The sequence below is a fragment of the Catonella morbi ATCC 51271 genome (assembly GCF_000160035.2).
GTDB lineage: Bacteria > Bacillota > Clostridia > Lachnospirales > Lachnospiraceae > Catonella > Catonella morbi.
On the sequence record NZ_KI535367.1, the window covers coordinates 370,011 to 390,847 of the forward strand.

Annotated in this window: 20 protein-coding genes; 4 read left to right on the forward strand and 16 right to left on the reverse strand. The window is 37.9% G+C overall.

Features of this window, described 5'->3' with window-relative positions:
- Positions 1-49: 49 nt before the first annotated feature.
- Both GCWU000282_RS15800 and GCWU000282_RS05290 read left to right on the forward strand, forming a co-directional pair.
- Positions 50-775 carry a LytR/AlgR family response regulator transcription factor gene (locus GCWU000282_RS15800; protein WP_023353995.1) on the forward strand — a complete coding sequence of 242 codons (726 nt, stop codon included), beginning with the start codon at positions 50-52 and terminating at the stop codon, positions 773-775.
- Between the two features lie 225 nt (positions 776-1,000).
- On the forward strand, positions 1,001-1,927 hold the full coding sequence (locus GCWU000282_RS05290) for an aldo/keto reductase (RefSeq protein ID WP_035039605.1): 927 nt from the start codon (positions 1,001-1,003) through the stop codon (positions 1,925-1,927).
- A gap of 412 nt (positions 1,928-2,339) precedes the next feature.
- On the opposite strand, the gene GCWU000282_RS05295 is transcribed toward GCWU000282_RS05290, so the two are convergent.
- From GCWU000282_RS05295 to rho, 4 genes are read right to left on the reverse strand one after another with little or no spacing between them, the layout of a single operon-like run.
- A complete protein-coding gene (locus GCWU000282_RS05295) occupies positions 2,340-2,945 on the reverse strand; it encodes an ATP-binding protein (protein ID WP_242828927.1) in 606 nt (201 codons plus the stop codon).
- Positions 2,920-3,105: an AlbA family DNA-binding domain-containing protein gene (locus tag GCWU000282_RS16995; RefSeq protein ID WP_023353999.1), complete on the reverse strand. Its 186-nt coding sequence runs from the start codon at positions 3,103-3,105 to the stop codon at positions 2,920-2,922. The genes GCWU000282_RS05295 and GCWU000282_RS16995 overlap by 26 nt, the downstream gene beginning before the upstream one ends.
- Before the next feature lie 18 nt (positions 3,106-3,123).
- A complete protein-coding gene (locus GCWU000282_RS05305; RefSeq protein WP_023354000.1) occupies positions 3,124-3,963 on the reverse strand; it encodes a TrmH family RNA methyltransferase in 840 nt (279 codons plus the stop codon).
- Between the two features lie 16 nt (positions 3,964-3,979).
- Positions 3,980-5,620 (reverse strand): transcription termination factor Rho, encoded by a 1,641-nt coding sequence (rho, locus tag GCWU000282_RS05310; protein ID WP_035039607.1) that lies wholly within the window; start codon positions 5,618-5,620, stop codon positions 3,980-3,982.
- Positions 5,621-5,830: 210 nt separating this feature from the next.
- On the opposite strand from rho, the gene GCWU000282_RS05315 reads away from it, so the two are divergent.
- Positions 5,831-6,364 carry a DUF4364 family protein gene (locus GCWU000282_RS05315; RefSeq protein WP_023354002.1) on the forward strand — a complete coding sequence of 178 codons (534 nt, stop codon included), beginning with the start codon at positions 5,831-5,833 and terminating at the stop codon, positions 6,362-6,364.
- Here GCWU000282_RS05315 and yihA read toward each other — a convergent pair.
- The 9 genes from yihA to GCWU000282_RS05360 all read right to left on the reverse strand — a co-directional run bounded on the left by yihA (position 6,330) and on the right by GCWU000282_RS05360 (position 14,362).
- A complete protein-coding gene (gene yihA, locus GCWU000282_RS05320) occupies positions 6,330-6,926 on the reverse strand; it encodes a ribosome biogenesis GTP-binding protein YihA/YsxC (protein WP_023354003.1) in 597 nt (198 codons plus the stop codon). The genes GCWU000282_RS05315 and yihA overlap by 35 nt on opposite strands.
- 3 nt (positions 6,927-6,929) lie before the next feature.
- Positions 6,930-7,925 (reverse strand): tRNA dihydrouridine synthase DusB, encoded by a 996-nt coding sequence (dusB, locus tag GCWU000282_RS05325; protein ID WP_023354004.1) that lies wholly within the window; start codon positions 7,923-7,925, stop codon positions 6,930-6,932.
- The gene (locus tag GCWU000282_RS05330; protein ID WP_023354005.1) at positions 7,922-8,245 is read right to left on the reverse strand and encodes a DUF6145 family protein; all 324 of its coding nucleotides are present in this window, start codon (positions 8,243-8,245) and stop codon (positions 7,922-7,924) included. The genes dusB and GCWU000282_RS05330 overlap by 4 nt, the downstream gene beginning before the upstream one ends.
- A gap of 230 nt (positions 8,246-8,475) precedes the next feature.
- The gene (locus GCWU000282_RS05335) at positions 8,476-9,042 is read right to left on the reverse strand and encodes a hypothetical protein (RefSeq protein WP_023354006.1); all 567 of its coding nucleotides are present in this window, start codon (positions 9,040-9,042) and stop codon (positions 8,476-8,478) included.
- 163 nt (positions 9,043-9,205) lie between these two features.
- Positions 9,206-9,703: a dihydrofolate reductase gene (locus GCWU000282_RS05340; RefSeq protein WP_023354007.1), complete on the reverse strand. Its 498-nt coding sequence runs from the start codon at positions 9,701-9,703 to the stop codon at positions 9,206-9,208.
- A 53-nt stretch (positions 9,704-9,756) separates the two neighbouring features.
- Positions 9,757-10,584 carry a carbohydrate ABC transporter permease gene (locus GCWU000282_RS05345; protein WP_035039610.1) on the reverse strand — a complete coding sequence of 276 codons (828 nt, stop codon included), beginning with the start codon at positions 10,582-10,584 and terminating at the stop codon, positions 9,757-9,759.
- On the reverse strand, positions 10,581-11,468 hold the full coding sequence (locus GCWU000282_RS05350) for a carbohydrate ABC transporter permease (RefSeq protein ID WP_035039612.1): 888 nt from the start codon (positions 11,466-11,468) through the stop codon (positions 10,581-10,583). The genes GCWU000282_RS05345 and GCWU000282_RS05350 overlap by 4 nt, the downstream gene beginning before the upstream one ends.
- Positions 11,469-11,544: 76 nt before the next feature.
- Positions 11,545-12,906, reverse strand: coding sequence for an ABC transporter substrate-binding protein (locus tag GCWU000282_RS05355; protein WP_035039614.1), 1,362 nt, complete (start codon positions 12,904-12,906; stop codon positions 11,545-11,547).
- A gap of 1 nt (position 12,907) precedes the next feature.
- Positions 12,908-14,362 carry a glycoside hydrolase family 32 protein gene (locus GCWU000282_RS05360; protein WP_035039616.1) on the reverse strand — a complete coding sequence of 485 codons (1,455 nt, stop codon included), beginning with the start codon at positions 14,360-14,362 and terminating at the stop codon, positions 12,908-12,910.
- A gap of 319 nt (positions 14,363-14,681) precedes the next feature.
- On the opposite strand from GCWU000282_RS05360, the gene GCWU000282_RS05365 reads away from it, so the two are divergent.
- Positions 14,682-15,719 (forward strand): LacI family DNA-binding transcriptional regulator, encoded by a 1,038-nt coding sequence (locus tag GCWU000282_RS05365; RefSeq protein ID WP_023354012.1) that lies wholly within the window; start codon positions 14,682-14,684, stop codon positions 15,717-15,719.
- Positions 15,720-15,746: 27 nt separating this feature from the next.
- Here the strand turns inward: GCWU000282_RS05365 and uvrC are convergent, their stop codons facing one another.
- The 3 genes from uvrC to GCWU000282_RS05380 form a co-directional block, all read right to left on the reverse strand.
- Positions 15,747-17,612 (reverse strand): excinuclease ABC subunit UvrC, encoded by a 1,866-nt coding sequence (gene uvrC, locus GCWU000282_RS05370; RefSeq protein ID WP_023354013.1) that lies wholly within the window; start codon positions 17,610-17,612, stop codon positions 15,747-15,749.
- A 138-nt stretch (positions 17,613-17,750) separates the two neighbouring features.
- On the reverse strand, positions 17,751-19,178 hold the full coding sequence (locus GCWU000282_RS05375) for an AMP-binding protein (protein ID WP_023354014.1): 1,428 nt from the start codon (positions 19,176-19,178) through the stop codon (positions 17,751-17,753).
- 140 nt (positions 19,179-19,318) lie between these two features.
- Positions 19,319-20,809, reverse strand: coding sequence for an AMP-binding protein (locus tag GCWU000282_RS05380; protein ID WP_023354015.1), 1,491 nt, complete (start codon positions 20,807-20,809; stop codon positions 19,319-19,321).
- Between the last annotated feature and the right edge of the window lie 28 nt (positions 20,810-20,837).

Consider the following 20,837-nt stretch of genomic DNA (forward strand, 5'->3'; position numbering starts at 1 on the left):
TTTTTAACATTGATTTATTGAGATTTCAGAAAGTAGTAAGAGGTGGATAATGAAAATTGCAGTAGTTGATGATAATAAAACAGATTTTGAGCTTTTTTTGAAACTGATTGAGGCATATGGAAAAAAGCATCAACGAACGATTTATACTCAAGGCTTCAGTGGCGGAGAAGAACTTTTATCAGAATTTCAAAAGGGAAAATTTGCTGCTATCTTTTTGGATATTTATATGGGAGGTATAAATGGGGTGGAAACAGCCAAAGCAATCAGACAAAAAGATGATGAAGTGCGTTTATTTTTTACAACTACCAGTGCGGAACACTTGGCTGACGGCTTTGCAGTGGAGGCAACACATTATTTAATTAAGCCGTTGACAGAGGAAAAAATCGAAGAGGCAATGCACAGGCTTCGGTTTTTTTTTGCCAAAGAAGATAGCATAATTGTTTTCCCCAATGGCAGCAAGGAAATTTCAATTCCTAAAAGTCAGATTTTGTATATTGAAACCATCCGCAACGGCATAATGATTTATTGCAAAAAAGAGGCAATTCCGGTGCGTTGCTCAATTTCAGAGGCCATGAAACGCTTGAAGTTTAGTAATTTCTTACGCTGTCACCGCTATTCTTCAGTTAATTTGGAAGCGGTAGTAAGAGTGGAAGACGATTCGTTTGTGATGACAGACGGAAAGCGGATTTTTATGCGACGTGAGGGGCGTAAAGAGCTTAAAGAGAAGTATTATCACTATTTTTTGGATAAAGTGCGGGAGGAATGCGAATGGTAATTTAACCCCGAGGAATATAAACGTTTTTTACTTTGGTTATGTTTCCGGTTTATATCACACTTGAAACCTGTGATGTTCATTCTTTATTCTGATGAGAAAAGTTTTTATTTTCACACCATTTTTGTATATTTATTTTGTGAAAAAGATAACACTATCTATTGCGACTGTATTATGCTATTCTTATATCAGATGTAATTATCAGAAAATGTAATGAAAGGAGTCAGTATGAAAAAATTTGATGTTGTGAACGGTCCCAAGTCTGTCCCTGCTATAATACTCGGCTGTATGCGTATGCCTTCCCTCTCTGTAAAGGAAGCAGAGAATATAATCTCTGTCTCCTTAGAACTGGGCATTAATTTCTTTGATCACGCTACCTGTTACGGCAACGGAGAAGCAGAAACACGCTTCGGAGATGCTTTTTCTAATATGGGCGTTAAGCGCGAGGATGTAATTATCCAGAGTAAATGCGGGCTTTGTTTTGACAGAAATGAATTTGACTGGACTAAAGAAAATATTCTTTCCAGTGTGGATGACAGCCTTAAGAGGCTTAAAACCGATTATTTAGATGCACTTTTGCTTCACAGGCCTGATCTTATATTTGAACCCGAACAGGTTGCAGAGGCTTTTGATATTCTTTTTACCTCAGGTAAGGTCCGTCATTTCGGCGTAAGCAATGTGCCTACTTTACAGATGGAACTTCTTAGAAAATACGTAAAGCAGCCTTTGGTATTTAATCAGTTACAGTTCTCACTTGAGCAGTCCCAGCTCATAGATCAGGCTTTGTATATAAACAACCTGACTACAGAGCGTTCCATAGACCGTGACAACGGAACTCTTGATTATTGCCGCCTGCACGATATCACCATTCAGGCCTGGTCTCCTCTTCAAAAAGGTTTCTTTAAGGGATGTTTTGTAGATGATCCTGAGCTACCTGAGTTAAACAAGGCTTTAGGAGAAGTTGCAGAGAAGTACGGCGTATCAAAAACCGCCGTAGCTATAGCCTGGATACTCCGCCACCCTGCAAAGATGCAGGCCATCGCAGGCACTATGAATCCGGAACATTTAAGAGATATGGCCGCTGCAAGCAAGGCAGAACTTACGCATAATGAGTGGTATAAGCTGTATCTTGCAAGTGGGAAGGTGTTGCCATAAAACATCTAAAAGTGTGTGTTTGCATACACTGCGCTCGTAAGCCGTGCCACCAGGCAAACTTCTCTACCGTGAACTGCGCATCCCTCTGAGAGGTTTTTGTTCATAGCGAATTTCGTAAAAATTTCCTATGAACAAAAAACAAAGCAATGGGTTAATTGATATATTTAAACTCATTGCTTTGTTTATAATTTTAACTTCTACTCAACTTTTGTTTCTTCTACTCAACACAGACTATTTACCTTGATTTTACTTCATTTGGCAATTTTTAATTTATCATCCTTTGATTCTACTCAACTTTTAGTTTCTCTACTCAACGCGCCAATTTACTTGATTTTACTTCATTTAGCAGATTTTTATTTATTATTCTTTAATTCTACTCAACTTTTATTGATTTTTCTCAACTCCAAAAAAACTAAAAATTCAATACATAATATTGTTTGCTGTCGTTCATAGATGTTCCTATCCATTTTAATATCTTTTTTCTTTCAAGATTTTTAAGCATTTTCCTACAAAATGTAGTTCCCCTAGTAGTGAGTTCAGACGCTCTTTTAGTTGTCATATTTTCTCCACTATTATACATATAATATAAAACAGCCATTTCATCAATATTCAACTTGTCAAGCTCTACTTTTGATATAACACGTTCAATTTGGTCTCCTGTTCGTATATTTCTGTTAATTACATTATTCTCTAAAACTAAAAGAACATTATTGTTAGGTTCAGAGTACTGTGGCTTATTCAAAAACACTTTTTCCATCTCAGAATATATTCTCTTAACACCTTCATTCATTTCCTTTACCCATCCAAATTCACACAATATTCTTGCTATTCTTGGATTTCTGGAATATCTTTGAGTTAAAAACTGAAAATCCCTTAATTGGGCATTAATAAACTCCCTGGCTTCTCTAATAATATTAGGAATAGCTCCATCAAATGTTTTTTCTTTAATAATATTTATTTCTATCCCAACCTTAGGATACATTCCATCATACTTAATAACCCTCAATCTTGCCATCATTTTCTATCCCTATAGCTAATTGCCCACCTTCTGCATTAGCAAATGCAACTAAATGTCTTATAATATCAAGCGGTTTTATCCTAGCGCTTTTTCTATCAAAAAACTGATTTTCACTCTCCAAACAATAAAAGGATACTTCATTCAAAAAATTTCTTCCCATCTTCCATCTCCTCTCCCCCTACACCTCATACATCATAAGTGCAGCGGCTACAGCGGCATTTAAGGACTCTACCTTCCCCTGCATCGGTATAAGCACATAGGTATCAGCTAAATCTGCCACCTCATCACTGAGTCCTCTGGCTTCATTGCCCACAATAATCGCTGACCTGCCGCTGTATTTGATATCTTTATAGCTTTTTTCTCCTTTTAAATGAGTGGCATAAAAACTTATTCCCGATTTCTTAAGCTCTTTTATAGTTTCTTTTAAGTCTTCCACATAAGTAAACGGAAGTCTGAATATACTTCCCATGGTTGAACGGACTACCTTTGGATTAAATATGTCCACAGTACCTTTACCCATAATAACTCCGGTAACTCCTGCCGCTTCTGCGGTACGCATTATAGTACCGAGATTACCCGGATCTGCGGTATCTTCCAAAACAAGTAGTTTTATTTTCCCATTTTTAGTATAGGCCTGCTCTAAAAATCCCTTATCCAAAAGTCTGTAATCAGGCATTTCTGCTACTGCAAGTATTCCCTGCGGAGTTTTGGTTTCAGACATGGACTTAAATACCGTATCTGAAACCACCAGCAAAGAACTTCCTTTTTTTACATAGTTTGTTATATTTTTATCATTTTCCGCAAGCAGACGATTTCCCGATAAATCACCTGAAATTAACTCGTTATACAGACTCTCTGCACATACTACCTCAAGTACCTTACCGTATTCTAAGGCTTCATCTACTAATTTTATTCCCTCTACTACAAATTGATGATTTTTTTTTCTAATATTTCCTTTTTCCAAAAGACTGCGGATGTATTTTATTCTTTTATTGTCTTTACTGCTTATAATCTCCATAAAGCCATAATATCCTTTATCTTATCAGCTTTTTATCCCCAAACTGCTTATTGATGTAGCTTACCGCCTCTTCATTAGTTTCAAAGGTTTTAAAGATTTTAATAATGTTTTCAACCCCGTCCTCTACATTTCTGGCTGAAAGAGTACGTTTAATTATATCATTTGCATCTGCCTCTGACTGTGTAAAGAGCAGGTCATCCCTTCTGGTGCCGGACTTTGCAAGGTCGATGGCAGGGAAGATTCTCTTTTCTGAAAGACTTCTGTCAAGCACAAGTTCCATATTACCTGTACCCTTAAATTCCTCAAATACCACATCATCCATCCTGCTGCCTGTATCTACAAGGGCTGTAGCAAGGATGGTAAGACTTCCGCCCTCACGCATATTTCTGGCTGCACCGAAAAACCTCTTAGGCATATGAAGTGCCGCCGGATCAAGACCGCCCGAAAGAGTTCTTCCGCTCGGAGATACTGTGAGGTTATAAGCTCTTGCAAGTCTGGTAATACTGTCAAGGAGAATAATAACATCCTTCTTATATTCAACAAGGCGTTTTGCACGCTCAATAACCATTTCTGACACGCGTTTATGATTCTCAGGAGCCTCATCAAAGGTAGAGTAGATAATTTCAACCTTCTCTCCCATAATAGAGTCTTTCATATCAGTAACTTCCTCAGGACGTTCATCAATCAGAAGGATGATGAGATGCATTTCAGGGTTGTTCTCCGTAATAGCCCTTGCTATCTGTTTTAAGAGAGTGGTTTTACCTGCCTTTGGCTGAGATACCAACATTCCTCTCTGACCTTTCCCTATAGGCGCAATAAGATCTACCATACGCATAGAAATCACATTCTCGCCGGGAGTTTCAAGCCTTATTCTTCTGTTTGGGAAAATAGGTGTCAGATCCTCAAATTTTGGGCGCTCCAAAGACTCCTTAATGTATTTTCCGTTTACCGTTCTTATATAAAGAATTGCCGCGAATTTCTCAGTATTGCTCTTTACTCTTGTATTTCCCACTATGATGTCGCCGGTTTTCAGGTTAAATCTCCTGATATGCGCAGGTGAGACATATACATCATTTTCTCCCGGAAGATAGTTGTCGCATCTTATAAAACCAAAACCTTCAGGCATAACCTCCAAGATTCCTGTCTTAGTCTCGCCAGAATCAAGGCTTGCAATATCCCCGTTGGTGCCAAGTGCAAGAAACTGCTGCTGAATACTTAAAGCCATCTCCTTATTGCTGGTTATGGCATTTACGGCAGCTATCATGTTCTGTTTCACTTCTTCACTGGTTAATGAGCGTACTTGACGGGTATGAGGTTGCTGGCCTTGGGTTTGTCCCTGACCTGAATATTGATTTTGTGCATAATTGTTCTGAGGGCGGCTCTGATAAGGGCGTTGAATATGTTCGGGCTGTCTCATCTGAGGACGGCTCGCATACTGAACTCCTGTCTCAGTCTGTCCTGCACGGGTTTTCTCCGTATAGAGAGTTTTCACCTCGGCCACCTTCTCAGGCTCTTTTGCCGCAGGTTTTTCCTCTCCGCCGCCAATGCTCTCAAGGGCAGCAATAAGCCCTGCCTTATTGAGAGTAGTAGTGCTTTTTACACCTTTTTCTTTTGCCAAAGCACGAAGTTCCACTATAGTCATTTTACTATAATCCATATATATTCTCCTTAAAAATAATTTATATCTTAATACTATTGCATTATGCAGAATAAGAGGTCTGTGACCTATGGGGTTAATAATTGGGGTTAAATACTCTGCGAAAAATTCCGGCTGAGTCTTTTGTAGAAAAATTATTGCAAATATAGACAAATTCCAAAACCATTGGTATCATATAATATAAATACAACACTCAGGAGGTTAACTCTTATGGCAAAGAACGCTATGACTTTATACAAGCTTATGATCCTATATATGTTGAATCTTACTAAATATCCTCTTACCAATGCAAGAATTTCCGATTTTATGTTACAAAAGGGATATGCCACTTATTTCAACCTTCAGACTGCACTTTCAGAGCTTACAAAAACAGGTCTTATTAAATCCGAAAATACAATGAACAGCTCCTTTTTCAATTCTACAGACGAAGGCAAACATACCTTAGAACTACTGAGTAATGATATAAGTCAGTCAATAAAAAACGAAATCAAATCATACTTAAGTGATAACTCTAAGACAATTAAAAGCGACATCTCTACCACTGCCAATTTTGAAGCAGTAGGAAACGGTGATTTTGTAGTTAATCTTAATATAAATGAGTACCAAAGTAAACTACTTAGTCTAAGTTTTTTAGTACCTGCTGAAAATATTGCAGAAAAAATCTGTTCAGAATGGAGCAAAAAGGGTGATGATGTGTATACATTCCTCTTTAACTCTCTTGTTCTGGATAAATATCCTCAATAATTTCCCAAAGCTCCTTTACACCGGCTTTGGTTTCAGACGAAAACGGAAGTAACTGCTCCTTAGAAGTCAGGTTAAGGGTTTTAATTATAAGTTCCATCTGCCCCTTTATTTGGCTTCTTTTAAGCTTATCTATCTTAGTTGCAACTATAATAGGATTTACACCCTGACTCACAATCCATTCATACATCATTATATCGTTTTCAGATGGCTTATGTCTACTGTCAATTAATAAAAATACATATTTTAACATCTTAGATTGTCTGAGATATTTCTCTACCATCTTACCCCATTTAGCTTTAACTTCCACAGCTACTTTAGTATAACCGTATCCGGGCAAATCTACAAGATAAATTTCATCATTTACATTATAATAATTTATAGTCTGAGTCTTACCCGGCTGTGCCGATACCCTGGCAAGTGCCTTTCTGTTCATAAGCGCATTAATCAGCGAAGACTTGCCTACATTTGATTTGCCCGCAAAAGCAAATTCAGGATGCGGCATTTCAGGTATCTTACTTGTTACTCCGATTACTTTTTCAAGTTCTACTTTTTTAATTACCATATCTTACCTCTCAAATGCTCGTGAGTCACGAATACTGTCTACATAGTTTTCCATCAGCTTTTTCAAATCTTCGTAAGTCTCAAGTTTATTTACTTCTCCTCTTAACTTAGTCGAGTTGGGATATCCGGCTGTAAACCAGGCTATGTGCTTTCTCATTTCTCTTACTCCTGTGTAAAGCCCCTTATACTCTATCATCCAGGTTGCCTGTCTTAATATCATATTAAGAAACTCGTCTGCTGTAGGCGGAGGGAGAATCTCTCCTTTTTCAAGATAAGTATTAATCCTGTTAAATATCCAAGGATTTCCTCTTGCCCCCCTTGCTATCATAATACCATCACAGCTGGTTTCTTCAAGCATTTTTTTTGCATCAAGCTCTGTGACCACATCACCGTTTCCTATAATCGGTATGCTTACAGCCTCTTTAACTGCTTTTATTATATTCCAGTCAGCCTGTCCGCTATAATACTGCGACCTTGTCCGCCCATGTACGGCTATTGCGTCTACTCCTGCTGCTTCCGCTATTTTAGCCACTTCCACAGCATTTTTATTTGCCACTGTAAATCCTGCCCTTATCTTAATTGTAACAGGTTTTTTAGAATTTTTCTTTAGACTTTTAACAATTTCCGCAATTTTTTCAGGCTGCTCCATAAGGGCTGAGCCCTCTCCGTTATTTACTACCTTTGGCACAGGGCAACCCATATTTACATCTAAGATATCGAAATTTCTATCGTTTACAGCAGCTGCCATTTCACCCATAATATCCGCATCCGAGCCGAATATCTGAAGGCTTGTGGGACGTTCTCTTTCATCCACCGTTATAAGCTCTTCTGTATTTTTATTTTTATACTTAAAACCCTTTGCACTGACCATTTCAGTATAGGTAAGCGCTACTCCGTTTTCCTTGCAGAGCACCCTGAAAGGTAAGTCAGTAACACCCGCCATCGGACCTAAGACCAGCCTGCCGTTTAGTTCAACATTTCCTATCTTAAAGCCTTTCATACTTCTCCTTTGACAAACTCATTATAAAATCTTTCAATCCCTGCAAGCAGTTCTTCTTTTTCTTTTTGAAACTGACTGAGTAACATACCGCTATGGATTTCATCATAAGAATAATCATCATCATTGCTTGCTGTGTGAATGTAGAGATTTTTATCATCATCAAAGGCAAGTGTAAGTATGCCACCAACCTTTTCTGTAAATAGTACACAGGCAATCTGGAGTTCTTCTTTTATTGCCGTAGGAAGTTTGGCAAATGAGCTGCCTAAGTAGTATTTGTGTAAATATGCGTTGCTGACGCAGAGGATTTGTTTTTCGTCCATTTTTTGCTCCTTTAATATATTCCAAATTATTCACGAAACATTTTATCCCATTGTACTATATGAAATAAGAGGTCTGTGATCTATGACGTGAATAATTGGGGATTATCTATCATCTAATTGGTTTTAATTCATTTTAACAGAGTTTTATCCAAAAAATAAAGGTGGAAATCCACCTTTATTCTTAAAATATATGTTAGCATAAATCGTATGTATTAGTCAATTATACTTCGTTAAATGCTAATATCAACCTTTGTTCCCAAACGGTTTCCGGCTTTGGAAGAGTTTGTTTCTTCCGCCTTCCCTACTTTTGTATCTTCTTCAGAAGCTGTTTCTTTTGTCGCCTCTTCAGCCTTTTTGCTCTGCCTTTCCTTATCCGTTTTCTCAAGCTCTTCAATAAGTGACTTCTTGTGTTTTTTAGTCTTCTTATTTGCAGCCAGCTGAGCAGCATTTTTTGCGGTAAGATAAAGTTTCATATCATATTCCATAAGGGCACTCTCATCTTTAGGCGAAACCTTATCTCCCTTTGCTATTCTTCTGAATATTTCTAAAATAGCCCCAAATTTTCGAGTTTCCTTATTCTTTGCCTCCATTTGCTCTTTAGCTTCTTCTGCTTGTCTTTTGATTTCCTCAGCGGCCTCCTCAAGCTCTCTCTGCTTAGCTTTGGCTGCCTCAGCCTTTTCATCTTCCACAGAATCATTCCTTATATCAGCTGCTTTTTTGTCTTCTTTTGATGATGTTACATTAAAATTTAATTTATTATAGTTGTAATTATTAATTAAATTTCCCTGTATCTTCATATTACACCTCCCATTTAAACATAAAACAACTTTGCCTTTAATTTATATATCGGAATGCCAGAGAATTATTATACCCCAATTATTCACGAAATATCTTGTGAATAATTGGGGTTACACTAACTATTCAATTTCATAATTTCACTTTCTGTCATTTATTACTGCCTTATATATTTCTTGTAAATACAGTCGTCTTAAACTCTGTGCCTTCATAACTTCCTTCCATAATCACATCAGCTTCTGAGAAATTATCCATTATGTCTACAGGAAAATACGTATCTACATCCTCATACACCTTATTATACTTAGTCAAAATAATCTCATCGGCATATTTAATTCCCTGTTCATAAATCTTCCCACCCCCTATAATATAAAGGTCTTTATCAGAAAAGATTTGCTTACAGTATTCTATAGCTGTCTTATAATTATCAAAGTTAATTACGTCTTCATTCTCATATTTCTTTGCAGAAGAGATTACAATATTTATTCTGTCAGTCAAAGGAATACAGCCAATGGATTCAAATGTTTTCCTGCCCATCAGCACAATATTACCGGTGGTAAGTTGCTTAAATAATCTCAGATCTTCAGGGATTTTGAATAAGAGGCTTCCATCTTTTCCTATGCCGAAGCGCAGGTCTACTGCTGCTATTAGTTTTATTTTCATTAGTAAAATCCTTGTTATACTTATCTATTAGTTATATCTTTTTATTCTGCCAATCATCCCTTCGTAGCCCCCATAGTCATACCCGCAGTAACCCATTTATTTAGCGCAAAGTATATAATCATAGGCGGAAGTATGGAAATGATGATGGCGGCAAAAGTTGAGCCCCAGTCTACATTTCCGAATGCACCGACAAAGTCCTTCAACCCCATTGCCACCGTCTTGGCATTGGTATCACTTATGAAGGTATTGGCAAAAATAAAATCATTCCATATAAGTATACTATACATTGACGCTATTGTAATCACTGTATTACGTGCCAGAGGAAATACTATTGTTACAAATATTCTGCCCGGATTGCAGCCGTCCACAATGGCGGCCTCTATAAGTTCATCAGGTACAAAATTATAAAAGCTTACAAACATCATTACCGAGAGAGGGAGTGCGAAGCCAACCTGTGGCAGTACCAATGAAAAACTGGTATTTAATATTCCTGCTCTGCTATAGAATATGAACAAAGGTATGAGTGTAATCTGCACGGGCACCATAATACCAAAAGTAAAAAATGCATATATCTGCTTTTTAAAACGTGATTTGAATTTTGATAGGGCATAGCCGGTGGTAGCCCCAAGAAAAATAATCAAAAGCAGCGAAATTCCCGTTACTTTTAGACTGTTCCACATATAAAGCCCTATCTTTCCTCCGGAGAGAACCTTAATAAAATTCTCAAAAGTTATTGATTTTGGAAGAGCAAACGGAGAAGTAGAGAGCTCAACCGTCGGTTTAACACTGGCCATAAAAAGCCATACCACAGGATAGATCTGTATAATCAGAAAGATAAGGATAAATGCAATAAATATAATTTTACCTATTCTTTTTTTCACGATTTTTTCCACTCCTTCCTTTCTGCAAAGATTTTACGAAGTATGATCACAACCAATATGCTCTCTATAATAATAAATACCGCAAGTGCGCTTCCATAGCCATATTGGTTGTTTGAAAATGCCTTTTTGTACATATATGTTGAAAGGAGTTCACTATAGTTGCCCGCTCCTCCTCCGGTAAGCAGGAACGGAATGTCAAATCCTCTCAATGCACCTGTCAGACACATAGTAAGTGTCAGTAGAATAATATTTTTGATAAGCGGAAGCTTTATTTTAAATAGTATCTGAAGCTCAGTTGCTCCATCCACCTTTGCAGCCTCATACACCGAAGGATTAAGTGAAACCAGTGCCGCATAGAAAATCACCATGTACATTCCGGTAAATCTCCAACCTTCAGGTATGGACACAGCCGCCAACATGGTTTTAATATTGGCAATCCAGGATGTAACCATATTATCCATACCGATTGCAGAAAAAAATTGGTTAATCAGTCCCATCGGCTCTGTAGCATACATACTTCTGAATAATTGCGCTATAGCGACAGTAGTAATAATGCAGGGAACATAATACAGTGTCTTTATAAGGATTACGTGCTTTTTCATAAATGTCAGTAATACCGCAAAGACAAGTCCTATTGTAAGTTGCATACTTACCACAATCAGAAGATATACAAGGTTATTTATAAATGCCTTATAAAATGTCCGGTCTTTAAACATGGTTATATAATTCTGCAATCCGGCAAAAGTTCTGTCACCGATTCCGTTCCACGACATAAAACTGAGTCGTATAGACTCCTCAATCGGATAAAAAACCGATAATATATAAAATAACAGTCCCGGCAGCAAAAATATCAAAAACCATTTTTTACTTTTGATTATACCCATTTTGTTCTCCATGATTTTTAAAACCGGATGGGCTGTCGCATTAAATATTATACTGCAACAGCTCCATCCGGTATCTTTACTTTTTCACATTCATTGCAATAGAATCATCTATCAGCTTACAGAAATCATCAACCGACATATCCCCCGATGCAAGCAGCAGTAAATTGTCCTGCATAGTAGTATTTGTATCCGCATCCAGATAAGTGTCCCAAGGTTTCAGGAAATGTTCTCCCGTTTTCTCCATATCTCCGCGAATTTTCATATATAAATCCGAGAATTTCATGTCCTTAGGGAGCTCTGTTTTAATCGGAGACATCTGCTGCTTTGCAGCATACTTTTTCCCATAATTATCCAGCACATATAATGCAAAATCTTTAGTTTTTTCATCAAAAGTCTTGGTATTAAATGCCATTCCGATTCCCGAATTCACGCAGAACTCCGTTGCATCTGTCTTTCCGTCAGCAACAGTCGGCAGATAGAAATAATCCACTTTTCCTGCCTCATAAGCTTCCTGCATTGCAGCAATTTCCCAGTCGCCTATGTAGTACATTGCCGATTTCCCATCCAAGAACATAGACTGAGCTGTAGCATAATCTGTAGCCGCAAATCCGTCATTAAAATACTGTCCTATGTCCTTCATAAAGGTCGCCGCTTCTTTACCCACCTTGTCCGACATTTTTTCTTCACCGTCACGAAGTTTGATTATATAATCATTTCCCGACCTTCTGAAAGGCATCATCGCTATATATCTCTGAATAGGCCATCTGTCCACTCCGTCCACCGAAATAGGGGTTACTCCATTTTCTTTAAGTGTCTTGCACACAGTTAACCACTCATCCATGGTCTTAGGTGCCGAGAGATTGTATTTCTTAAAGATTTCTTTATTATACCAGGTCATTTCAACATGGTATTCAAGAGGAAGCGTATACATAGAGCCGTTTGTAAATTCCTGGTACTTCAGAGCTGTCGGATAGAAACTGTCATATTTGCCGTTATCCTGCAAAAATTTCTTTACATCTACAAGCATTCCGGCATCTACAAGCTCCTGACAGTAAGGATCAGCATCTATATCTATGATATCAGGCATATTACCACCGGCAATCAGTGTCTTGAGTTTCTGCAGATAAGATGGTCTGTCTGCGGTTGTCTCAAATTCTATCTTCCATTTTCCGCCCATTTTCTCACTGTATTCATCCGCAATTTCATGCATTGCCTGATCTATAGCTCCGTCAACCGGTCTCGATGTAAACCATTTTACTGTGGTTACTTCATCATTATTTCCGGATTTTGCCGACGAGGATGCGGAAGTCTGTTTTACGGAACTACCTCCCCCGTCGTTATTTGTGTTTCCGTCACCATTGTTTGCATTGCCGCACCCGGACATCAAAGTAACAGCCATACCTGTCGCAAGCAACAAACTCATAATTTTTTTACGCATATCACTCTCTCCTTTTCTCTTTATAACAAGCAAGATTTACTTCACCCTGAACTACATATATTCCCGCATATCCTCCTTTGTGGTCATACATTCTTGTTGAAAGTGCTATTTCATCATTGATATACACCACACAGATATCAGTTTCGCGTATTATATGTACCCTGTATTCTTCTGCTTCAGGGAGAAGTCTCGCAGTTTCTATCTGATAAGGAACATCCCCTTTAATCTGCCACTGATACCTTCCCTGCTCGCTTCTAGGCCACAAATCCCAGGCAACCGTACGCCTTTTTGTATCCAGTCTCAAAAAATATCCCGTTTCCATATCTTTATTAACATGGAGAGCGATGCCGAACTCGTGTTGCCTTCCGGGTATTATAGTCATATCCAATCTGAATGTATCATCCTTTACCGGATATAGCAGGGCACCTAAAGTATCTGATGTCAGTTTACTTCCTGTTCCTGTATTTTCTATTCTTCCGTTATAGACCTCTTCAGATTCAAGCTTTACATCCTCAGAAAAATAATCAAGTACGCCCTGAACCGCTTTTACTCTGAGTTCCCCTGTTTCAGGTATCTGAACTATCTCGTGGAAGTTCATATTTCCTCCCCATTCCCAGGGGCCAAAATCTGTATTCCCATACTTACTTGCTATCCAGCCAAAAGCAAATCTTCTTTTACCGTCAGATGCAGTTTTTATGGCATAATCAGCTCTTGTATCAAATACATCATCATCCGGAATCTCCCATGATCCGTTCCAGTTCTTTGAAATCCTGTAATGTGTCGTAAACCGATCTGAAAATGTAGAAAATACCAGATACCAATAGTTTCCCATCTTAAACAGCTCCGGACATTCCATGGTAATATACATCTTGGGATCATAGAATGGTTTCTCATAAGTCCAGTTCATAAGATCATAAGATTTACACAGAGCGATACAACCGCCTCTTAATGCTCCTCTACCCGCCATTCTGGAAGCAAGCAGCATATAATAACATCCATCATCTTCATTCCAAAATACATACGGATCTCTCCAGTCAAACTCCTCATACCGCTCTCCGTCAGATGTGAAAAGAAACTCTCTCACCGTTTCAAGCTTATCAAGTGTTTTTCCTGTAGCCTGCATTACAGACTGTATTGCCTTACCCCGTATTTTGAAATCTTCGTTAAATGCTGTATAAAAAACGTGATACAATCCATCCTCTCTGCACTTAATAACCGAACCCGTATAAGCATTCTTGTTTGCTTCCTTATCACCTCCTCTTGCTATGGCTTCGCCTTTATAAGTAAGTTTTACAAAGTCTTTGGTTGTAACCAGATGCCAGGTTGTTTCCTCTGCGAATTCCCTGTCTCTTATTCTCGGATCATGCAGATAAAATCCATAATAAATTCCGTCTTCATAATAAGGAATCAGATCACCGACCCAGGCCTGTTCAGGACGATAAAATAAATCTCCCATTTTCTCTCCCTTTGCACATTTTGTTTGTTTATTTCTATGCATTTATATTAGCATTAACTTTGCATTATTTCAATATTTTGCACTATTATTTTATTTTTTCCACTTTTTATATATTATTTTTGCATACTTTTTGTATAATATGAATAGAATATCAGAGTTTTATTTTACATTTCGTGCATTTTAGACTTTTAAAATTTTACTTTTCATTTCTGCCAAAATGTGGCATAATATTATTAAATGTAATAAACGGTAAATTTTTTGCCCATAATAATGTAGTTTGTATCTACCTACAAACCGTCGGGCTATAAGGAGATAAATTATGAAATGTACCATTCAGAATATTGCCGATCATCTCGGTTTATCAAGAAATACTGTTTCTAAAGCACTAAAGGGAAATGCTGAGGTTTCTGAAAATACCAGAGACCTTGTTACAAAAACTGCTCAAAAGATGGGGTATAAGAACTTGGGATTGACCGGCACCAATCTGCCCTCGTCCGAATCTTCAAGCAACGGAACCATTCTTTTTCTGACCAAAACATACGCTCCGGACTCTGAATTCTGGACCACAGTATTACGAGGAATCGAATCGGTTCTTTCAGATGCTCACTATCACCTCACTATCAGCATTATGTCCGATAGTGAACTTAAGCAACTGAATTTTCCTAAAATAATTTCAGATCCTTTCGTTAAAGGAATAATTCTGGTTGAAATTTGCGATAAAGTAATATGCAATGCACTTGCAGGTTTTCACCTTCCGGTTGTATCGGTAGATATGCCAAATGTACCTTTTGAGGAATTAAACGGAATAGATGTAGTTACTATGGAAAATAAGAAGCATTTAAAATATCTGACAGAGCAGTTGATAAAAAAGGGGACAAAACGATTTGGTTTTATCGGCGACCTTCACTCTCCTAATGCCGGTCGCGGATTTCAGGAGCGATATGATGCTCTGTGCGAAAGTCTGAGTGCCCATCAGCTTTCACTCGACATCGAAAGCTGCATGCTTTATGAAACACAGGAAGATTTCCGTAATTTCCAGACTATTGTCCAAAAGATACAGGCAATGTCATCACTTCCGGATGTATTCGTCTGCGGAAATGACTGGACCGCGGTGCAGCTGATATATGCTCTTCAATTTCTGGGTTTTCGCATACCAAAAGACGTCAGTGTTATCGGCTTTGACAACATACCTGCCGCTTCAAGAATTTCACCTGCACTTACTACTATAAGCACTCCAAAAAAATATCTCGGTATCGCCGCCGCAAAGCAGATTCTTGAGAGAATTCAGTTTCCTGATTCACCTCATGTCTTTTGCGAGTACGAAACCGAGTTGATCATACGTGATTCCACCATTTAACTGCCGATACGCTGATAACGTTCCAGATTATTCCCTAAAAAACTCCCGCACAGCCCTGGCTGCTCCTTCATTCATACCTTCCACAGCAGCCAGTTCTTCCTCTGTAGCAGCCTTAATATCATCGAGAGAGGCAAAATGCTTCATCAGAGCCTTTCTTCTTACCTTTCCTATTCCTTTTATATCATCAAGCACAGAGTGAACCTGATTTTTGCCTCTTAAAAGCTTGTGGTACTCTATGGCAAACCTGTGGGTTTCATCCTGTATCCTTGTTATAAGCTTGAAAAGCTCTCCATGTGTGTCGATTGGCTGTTCTACATTATTGTAATATATGCCCCTTGTCCTATGTCTGTCGTCTTTTACAAGACCTGCCACAGCTATATCTATGCCAAGTTTCTCAAGCACCTTAAGGCAGATATTTATCTGACCTCTGCCACCGTCCATTAAAATTATGTCAGGGAAATGGGCAAATTTGCCTTCCTTTATCATACCTGCCTTCTCTAAAATTTTCAGTTCTTCTTTTTCTTTAAGACCATGCTCAAATCTTCTTGTAAGCACCTCTTCCATAGAAGCATAGTCATTTGGACCTACTACCCCCTTAATTCTAAACTTCCTATAGTCATTCTTCTTAGGCTTGCCATCTTCAAAAACAACCATGGAGCCGACATTTTCAAATCCGCTGGTGTTGGAGATATCGTAGGATTCTATCCGTTTTATATCATTTTTAATTCCAAGTAGCTCTTTAAGTTCCTTAACTGCTCCCAGAGTTCTTGCCTGTTCCCTCTTGTTTCTTTCGCTGTCTTGATTAAGCACCATGGCTGCATTCTTATAGGCAAGCTCTGTAAGCCCTGCCTTTTCTCCTCTTTTAGGCACAAGGATATTTACCTTATTTCCTCTTTTTGTAGCCAGCCACTGTGCTAAAAGTTCTTTTTCCTCAGGCTCATCTGCAAGCATTATATCCTTCGGTATAAACGGAGTACCGGTGTAATACTGCTTTATAAAATCAGTATAAATAGCTCCTTTTTCATCATCGCCTACATTGTCCAAGGAAAAATGTTCACGTCTTATCAGTCTGCCGGCACGTATGAAAAATACCTGCATAACCGCTTCTTTACCCGCCTTTGCAAGTGCAAGCACATCCCTGTCATCCACATTATCATTGGAATTAATCTTCTGTCTGTCACTGAAGCGTTTTACATGAGTTAACATATCCCTGTAATTAGCGGCTTCTTCAAACTCAAGCTTTTCAGAGGCTTCCATCATCTTATCGGTAATCATTTTTAATATAGGCTCATAATCACCATTTAAAAATTTAATTACTTCATCAATCCTCTTTTTGTATTCCGCAGACTCCACATAACCCTGACAGACACCGTCACATCTGCCTATCTGATAATTAAGGCAAGGGCGTTCTTTACCTATATCCTTTGGCAGATTTCTTCTACAGGTTCTTATTTTATATATTTTATGAATAAGCTCCAAGGTTTCGCTTATATGGGCAGGATAGGGACCAAAATACTTTGCCTTATCCTTCCCTCTTTTTCTGGTAAACATCACTCTCGGAAACTCCTCATCCACTGTCACCTTGATATAAGGATAGCTTTTATCATCCTTCATCATTGTATTGTATTTAGGGCGATGCTCCTTAATCAAATTACATTCAAGTACAAGGGCTTCCAATTCCGAATCTGTGATTATATATTCAAAATGGTCTATATTTTCAACCATTCGCTTAATTTTTGGCGAATGCCTGTTTATGCTTTGGAAATACTGGCGAACTCTGTTTTTTAGGCTTATGGCTTTTCCTACATATATGATTTCATCCAGTTCGTTGTGCATAATATAAACTCCGGGCTTACTGGGCAGTTTTTTTAGTTCTTCTTCTATATTAAACATAGGAATCCTCTTTTCTGGAGGTTGTTTTATAATACAAGTGTCAAAAGTATAAAATTCGATGAAAATTTATTTTCAAGAGAATTTTTTATCTACTGACATCCACATCATTTTATAGTTAGCAGAAAATAATGTCAAATTCTACTTCCACTTCCTATCCATACTATTCCTTACCACCTCACACTCTGTCAAATGGCAATATTTAGGCAGTTTTTTATTAATACAGTTCAGCAAAGTTTCTGCTTCTGCTTCCTCACTCATAAATATAGTCACACAAAGCTTATCATTTCGTTCAAATACCTTGCAGGCTTCCGCATTAACAGTTTCCAAAATGATGGTTTCCAGTTCTTCGGGATAGATATTTCTCGCATTCTTTCCGATAATTACTCTCTTTTTTCTCCCCTTAAAAAACAATTTATTTCCTACTAAATAACCGAGGTCACCGGTTCTGAAATATCCGTCATCGGTAAAAAAGCTTTTGTAAAAATCCTCTCTGCCATAGTAGCCTATAAATATATTCTCCCCTTTTACAAGAATTTCTCCCACTCCGTTCTCATCCGGCCGGTCAATCCTCACTTGTTGATTTTCAAAAACCGCACCCGCTGAACCATTCTCCTGTTCATTTGGATATTCTATGCTGATTATAGAAGCCGTTTCAGAAAGCCCATAGGCATTTAACAGAGTAATCCCTTCCTCAGCCATCATTTCACGCAAATGATTTTCTAAGATTGTTCCTCCGCAAAATACTATCCTTGTCCTGCCACCAAGCAGGGCAGATGGTGAAAGTCCTTTTTGTTGTTTGGCAATATAGATTTTCTCAAGGAAAATAGGTACTGTACTGAGAATAGTAGGCTTTACTTCAAGCAATTCCTCTACAATACGGTTTTTATCACTGCACAGATAAATCCGCATACCGGTATGTAGGGAATATAAAAAATTACAAAGCCCGCCATAGGTATTGCTAAGCGGCAAAAACAGATAAGCGGAGTCTTTCTCTGTCATCAATGCCCTTTTTAAAAGGTTCTCTAAGTTCACAAACATATTTTTTTGTGAGAGCATAACCGCCTTCGGCACTCCGGTAGTTCCCGAAGAAAATACAATTCGTGAGCAAACTTCATCATTCACCGAATAAGGGGTAAGCTCGCTTTTCTTCTCATTTTTAAGCAGTTCTGTAAACGAAATAAATCTTGTATCCCTATTAGGAATATTCAAATCAGTAAAAATTTCTTCTTTTGATGAATCATAAAGTATAGCATCCACATCAACCGTCTGCATAATATGCAAAAGATCCTTCCTTGTCCACTGCTCTGCAAACATCACCGAACAGCCTATAAATGCCATCACAGCTACATCAGCTACCATAAAGGCATAAGAATTTGCTCCGAATATAGCAATCCTTTCCCCCACTAAACCCTGTTCTTTTAAGTAGGAGGCGACATTAAGAACATCCTCATAAAACTCCCCATAGGTATGAGAACGAAACACTCCATTCTCTTTTTCAAAAATATACTCATGTTCCTTCCATCTCTTATGATTTTCAAGCAAAATCTCTGCAACTTTATTTCCCATTTTTACTTCCTTATATCTTCTCTTCTTAGTTATTTTTCTTGAATATTTTTCTTAAATATTTTTCTTAACTTCTTTTCTTAGCTATTTTTCTTAGCTTTTACTTTTAGTTTTTTTCTTAAGCTTTTTTTAGGCTTTTCTTTTTAGCTTTTCCTCTTAGGCTTTTCTTTTTCTGTCTTTTTTTCAGCCATTCGTTTCAGTCGGTTATAGTTGATTTTACTATGATGCTTTGCATCGCAGGGAATTTTAGCAATACAGTTAATAATCACATCTTCCCCTATTTCTCTTTCTTTTACAAAATTTCTCAATTCTGCTTCCTCAGGAAAATCTCCCTCTATAAAAAGATGGTTGTTCCCATCATGATAGAAAAAAGCACATTTTCTTATTCCTGAAAAACTTCGGACAATTTCCTGCTCCAAATCATTTGAAAATAGGTTTCCATTCTTTCCTTTAACAAAGACATCCCTTCTACCCAAGTAGTACAGTTTTCCATTTTCTATCCGTCCCAAATCTCCGGTTTTGTTCCAGTACCGCCCCTCTTTATCAACTTCTCCACGTTTATTTTCAGGGTTTAGATAATCTGTCAACACCACATCTGAGTGTACCATAATTTCCTGCTTATCATCAGTCTTGATACAAACTCCCTTCACCGCTTCTCCAAGCACTGTCTGTCCCTCTTTCAAACTGCTTATATAGTCATCCAGATTTGTCTTGCATATCAGATTACATTCAGTTGCCCCATAGATGTAGGTGATTTTGGCATTCGGAAATTTCTTCCTGATTTTTTCCGCTTCATACAGGTTCAAAATCGCCCCTCCAAAATAAAGCTCCTCCAGTCTTGGGAAGAGAATTTCCGTCTGCATACAAAAATCAGGACTGGTAAAAAGTACCTGAGCCGGAAGCTTTTGTGACTGCCCTTTTTTACGAAACATTCTAAGAAGTTTAGGTTTTTTAGAATGTAGCAAAATTCCACTGTAACCATTTAAAATATTTACAAAATGGTACATAAAAGAAGTATTCAGGGCGACTGTTTCTTCTTTTCTTTCTTCCATATTGCTTCGCACCAATTCCAACTGATTGTAAAGGTCTTCGTGGCTTCTTAAAATAATCTTTGGTTTTCCGGTAGAGCCTGTAGTCATTGTAAGAACTGCCACTTCACTTCCTAAAATCTTGGAAAGTCGGGACTTTTCCTGTGTTCTCCCCATACTTTCAGTTCGATTTTCTTCAAATACTTTGTCTATCAGAATTGTATCTTTAATCTTTCTAAACTCTCTGAATGCAAGCCGAAGCAGTTTTGTCTTGCCTGAAACCGCTATATATTCTGCCTGATATTCCTCAAGTGTCTTTTTAATCAAGTGTTTTCCTGCCCAGATATCAATTATCATAAGGGAAACTCCCAGTTTCAGACAGGCAAGCATAAATACCAAAAGTTCATAAGACGGAGATACAAAAAGTACCACCCTTTCCTTTTGTTTCATTCCTCTTTCAACCAGCCTGTCACAAACCCTGTCAACATCTGTTTTTAGTTCATCAAAGCTTACTTTCTTTACTTTTTCTCCTTGGATATCTATAAAGGCGGTTCTCTCACTGTATTTCTCACAGGCATTATCAAAATAATCTACAATCCGACTCATTTTCCACACTTTCTATATTGGTTATTAT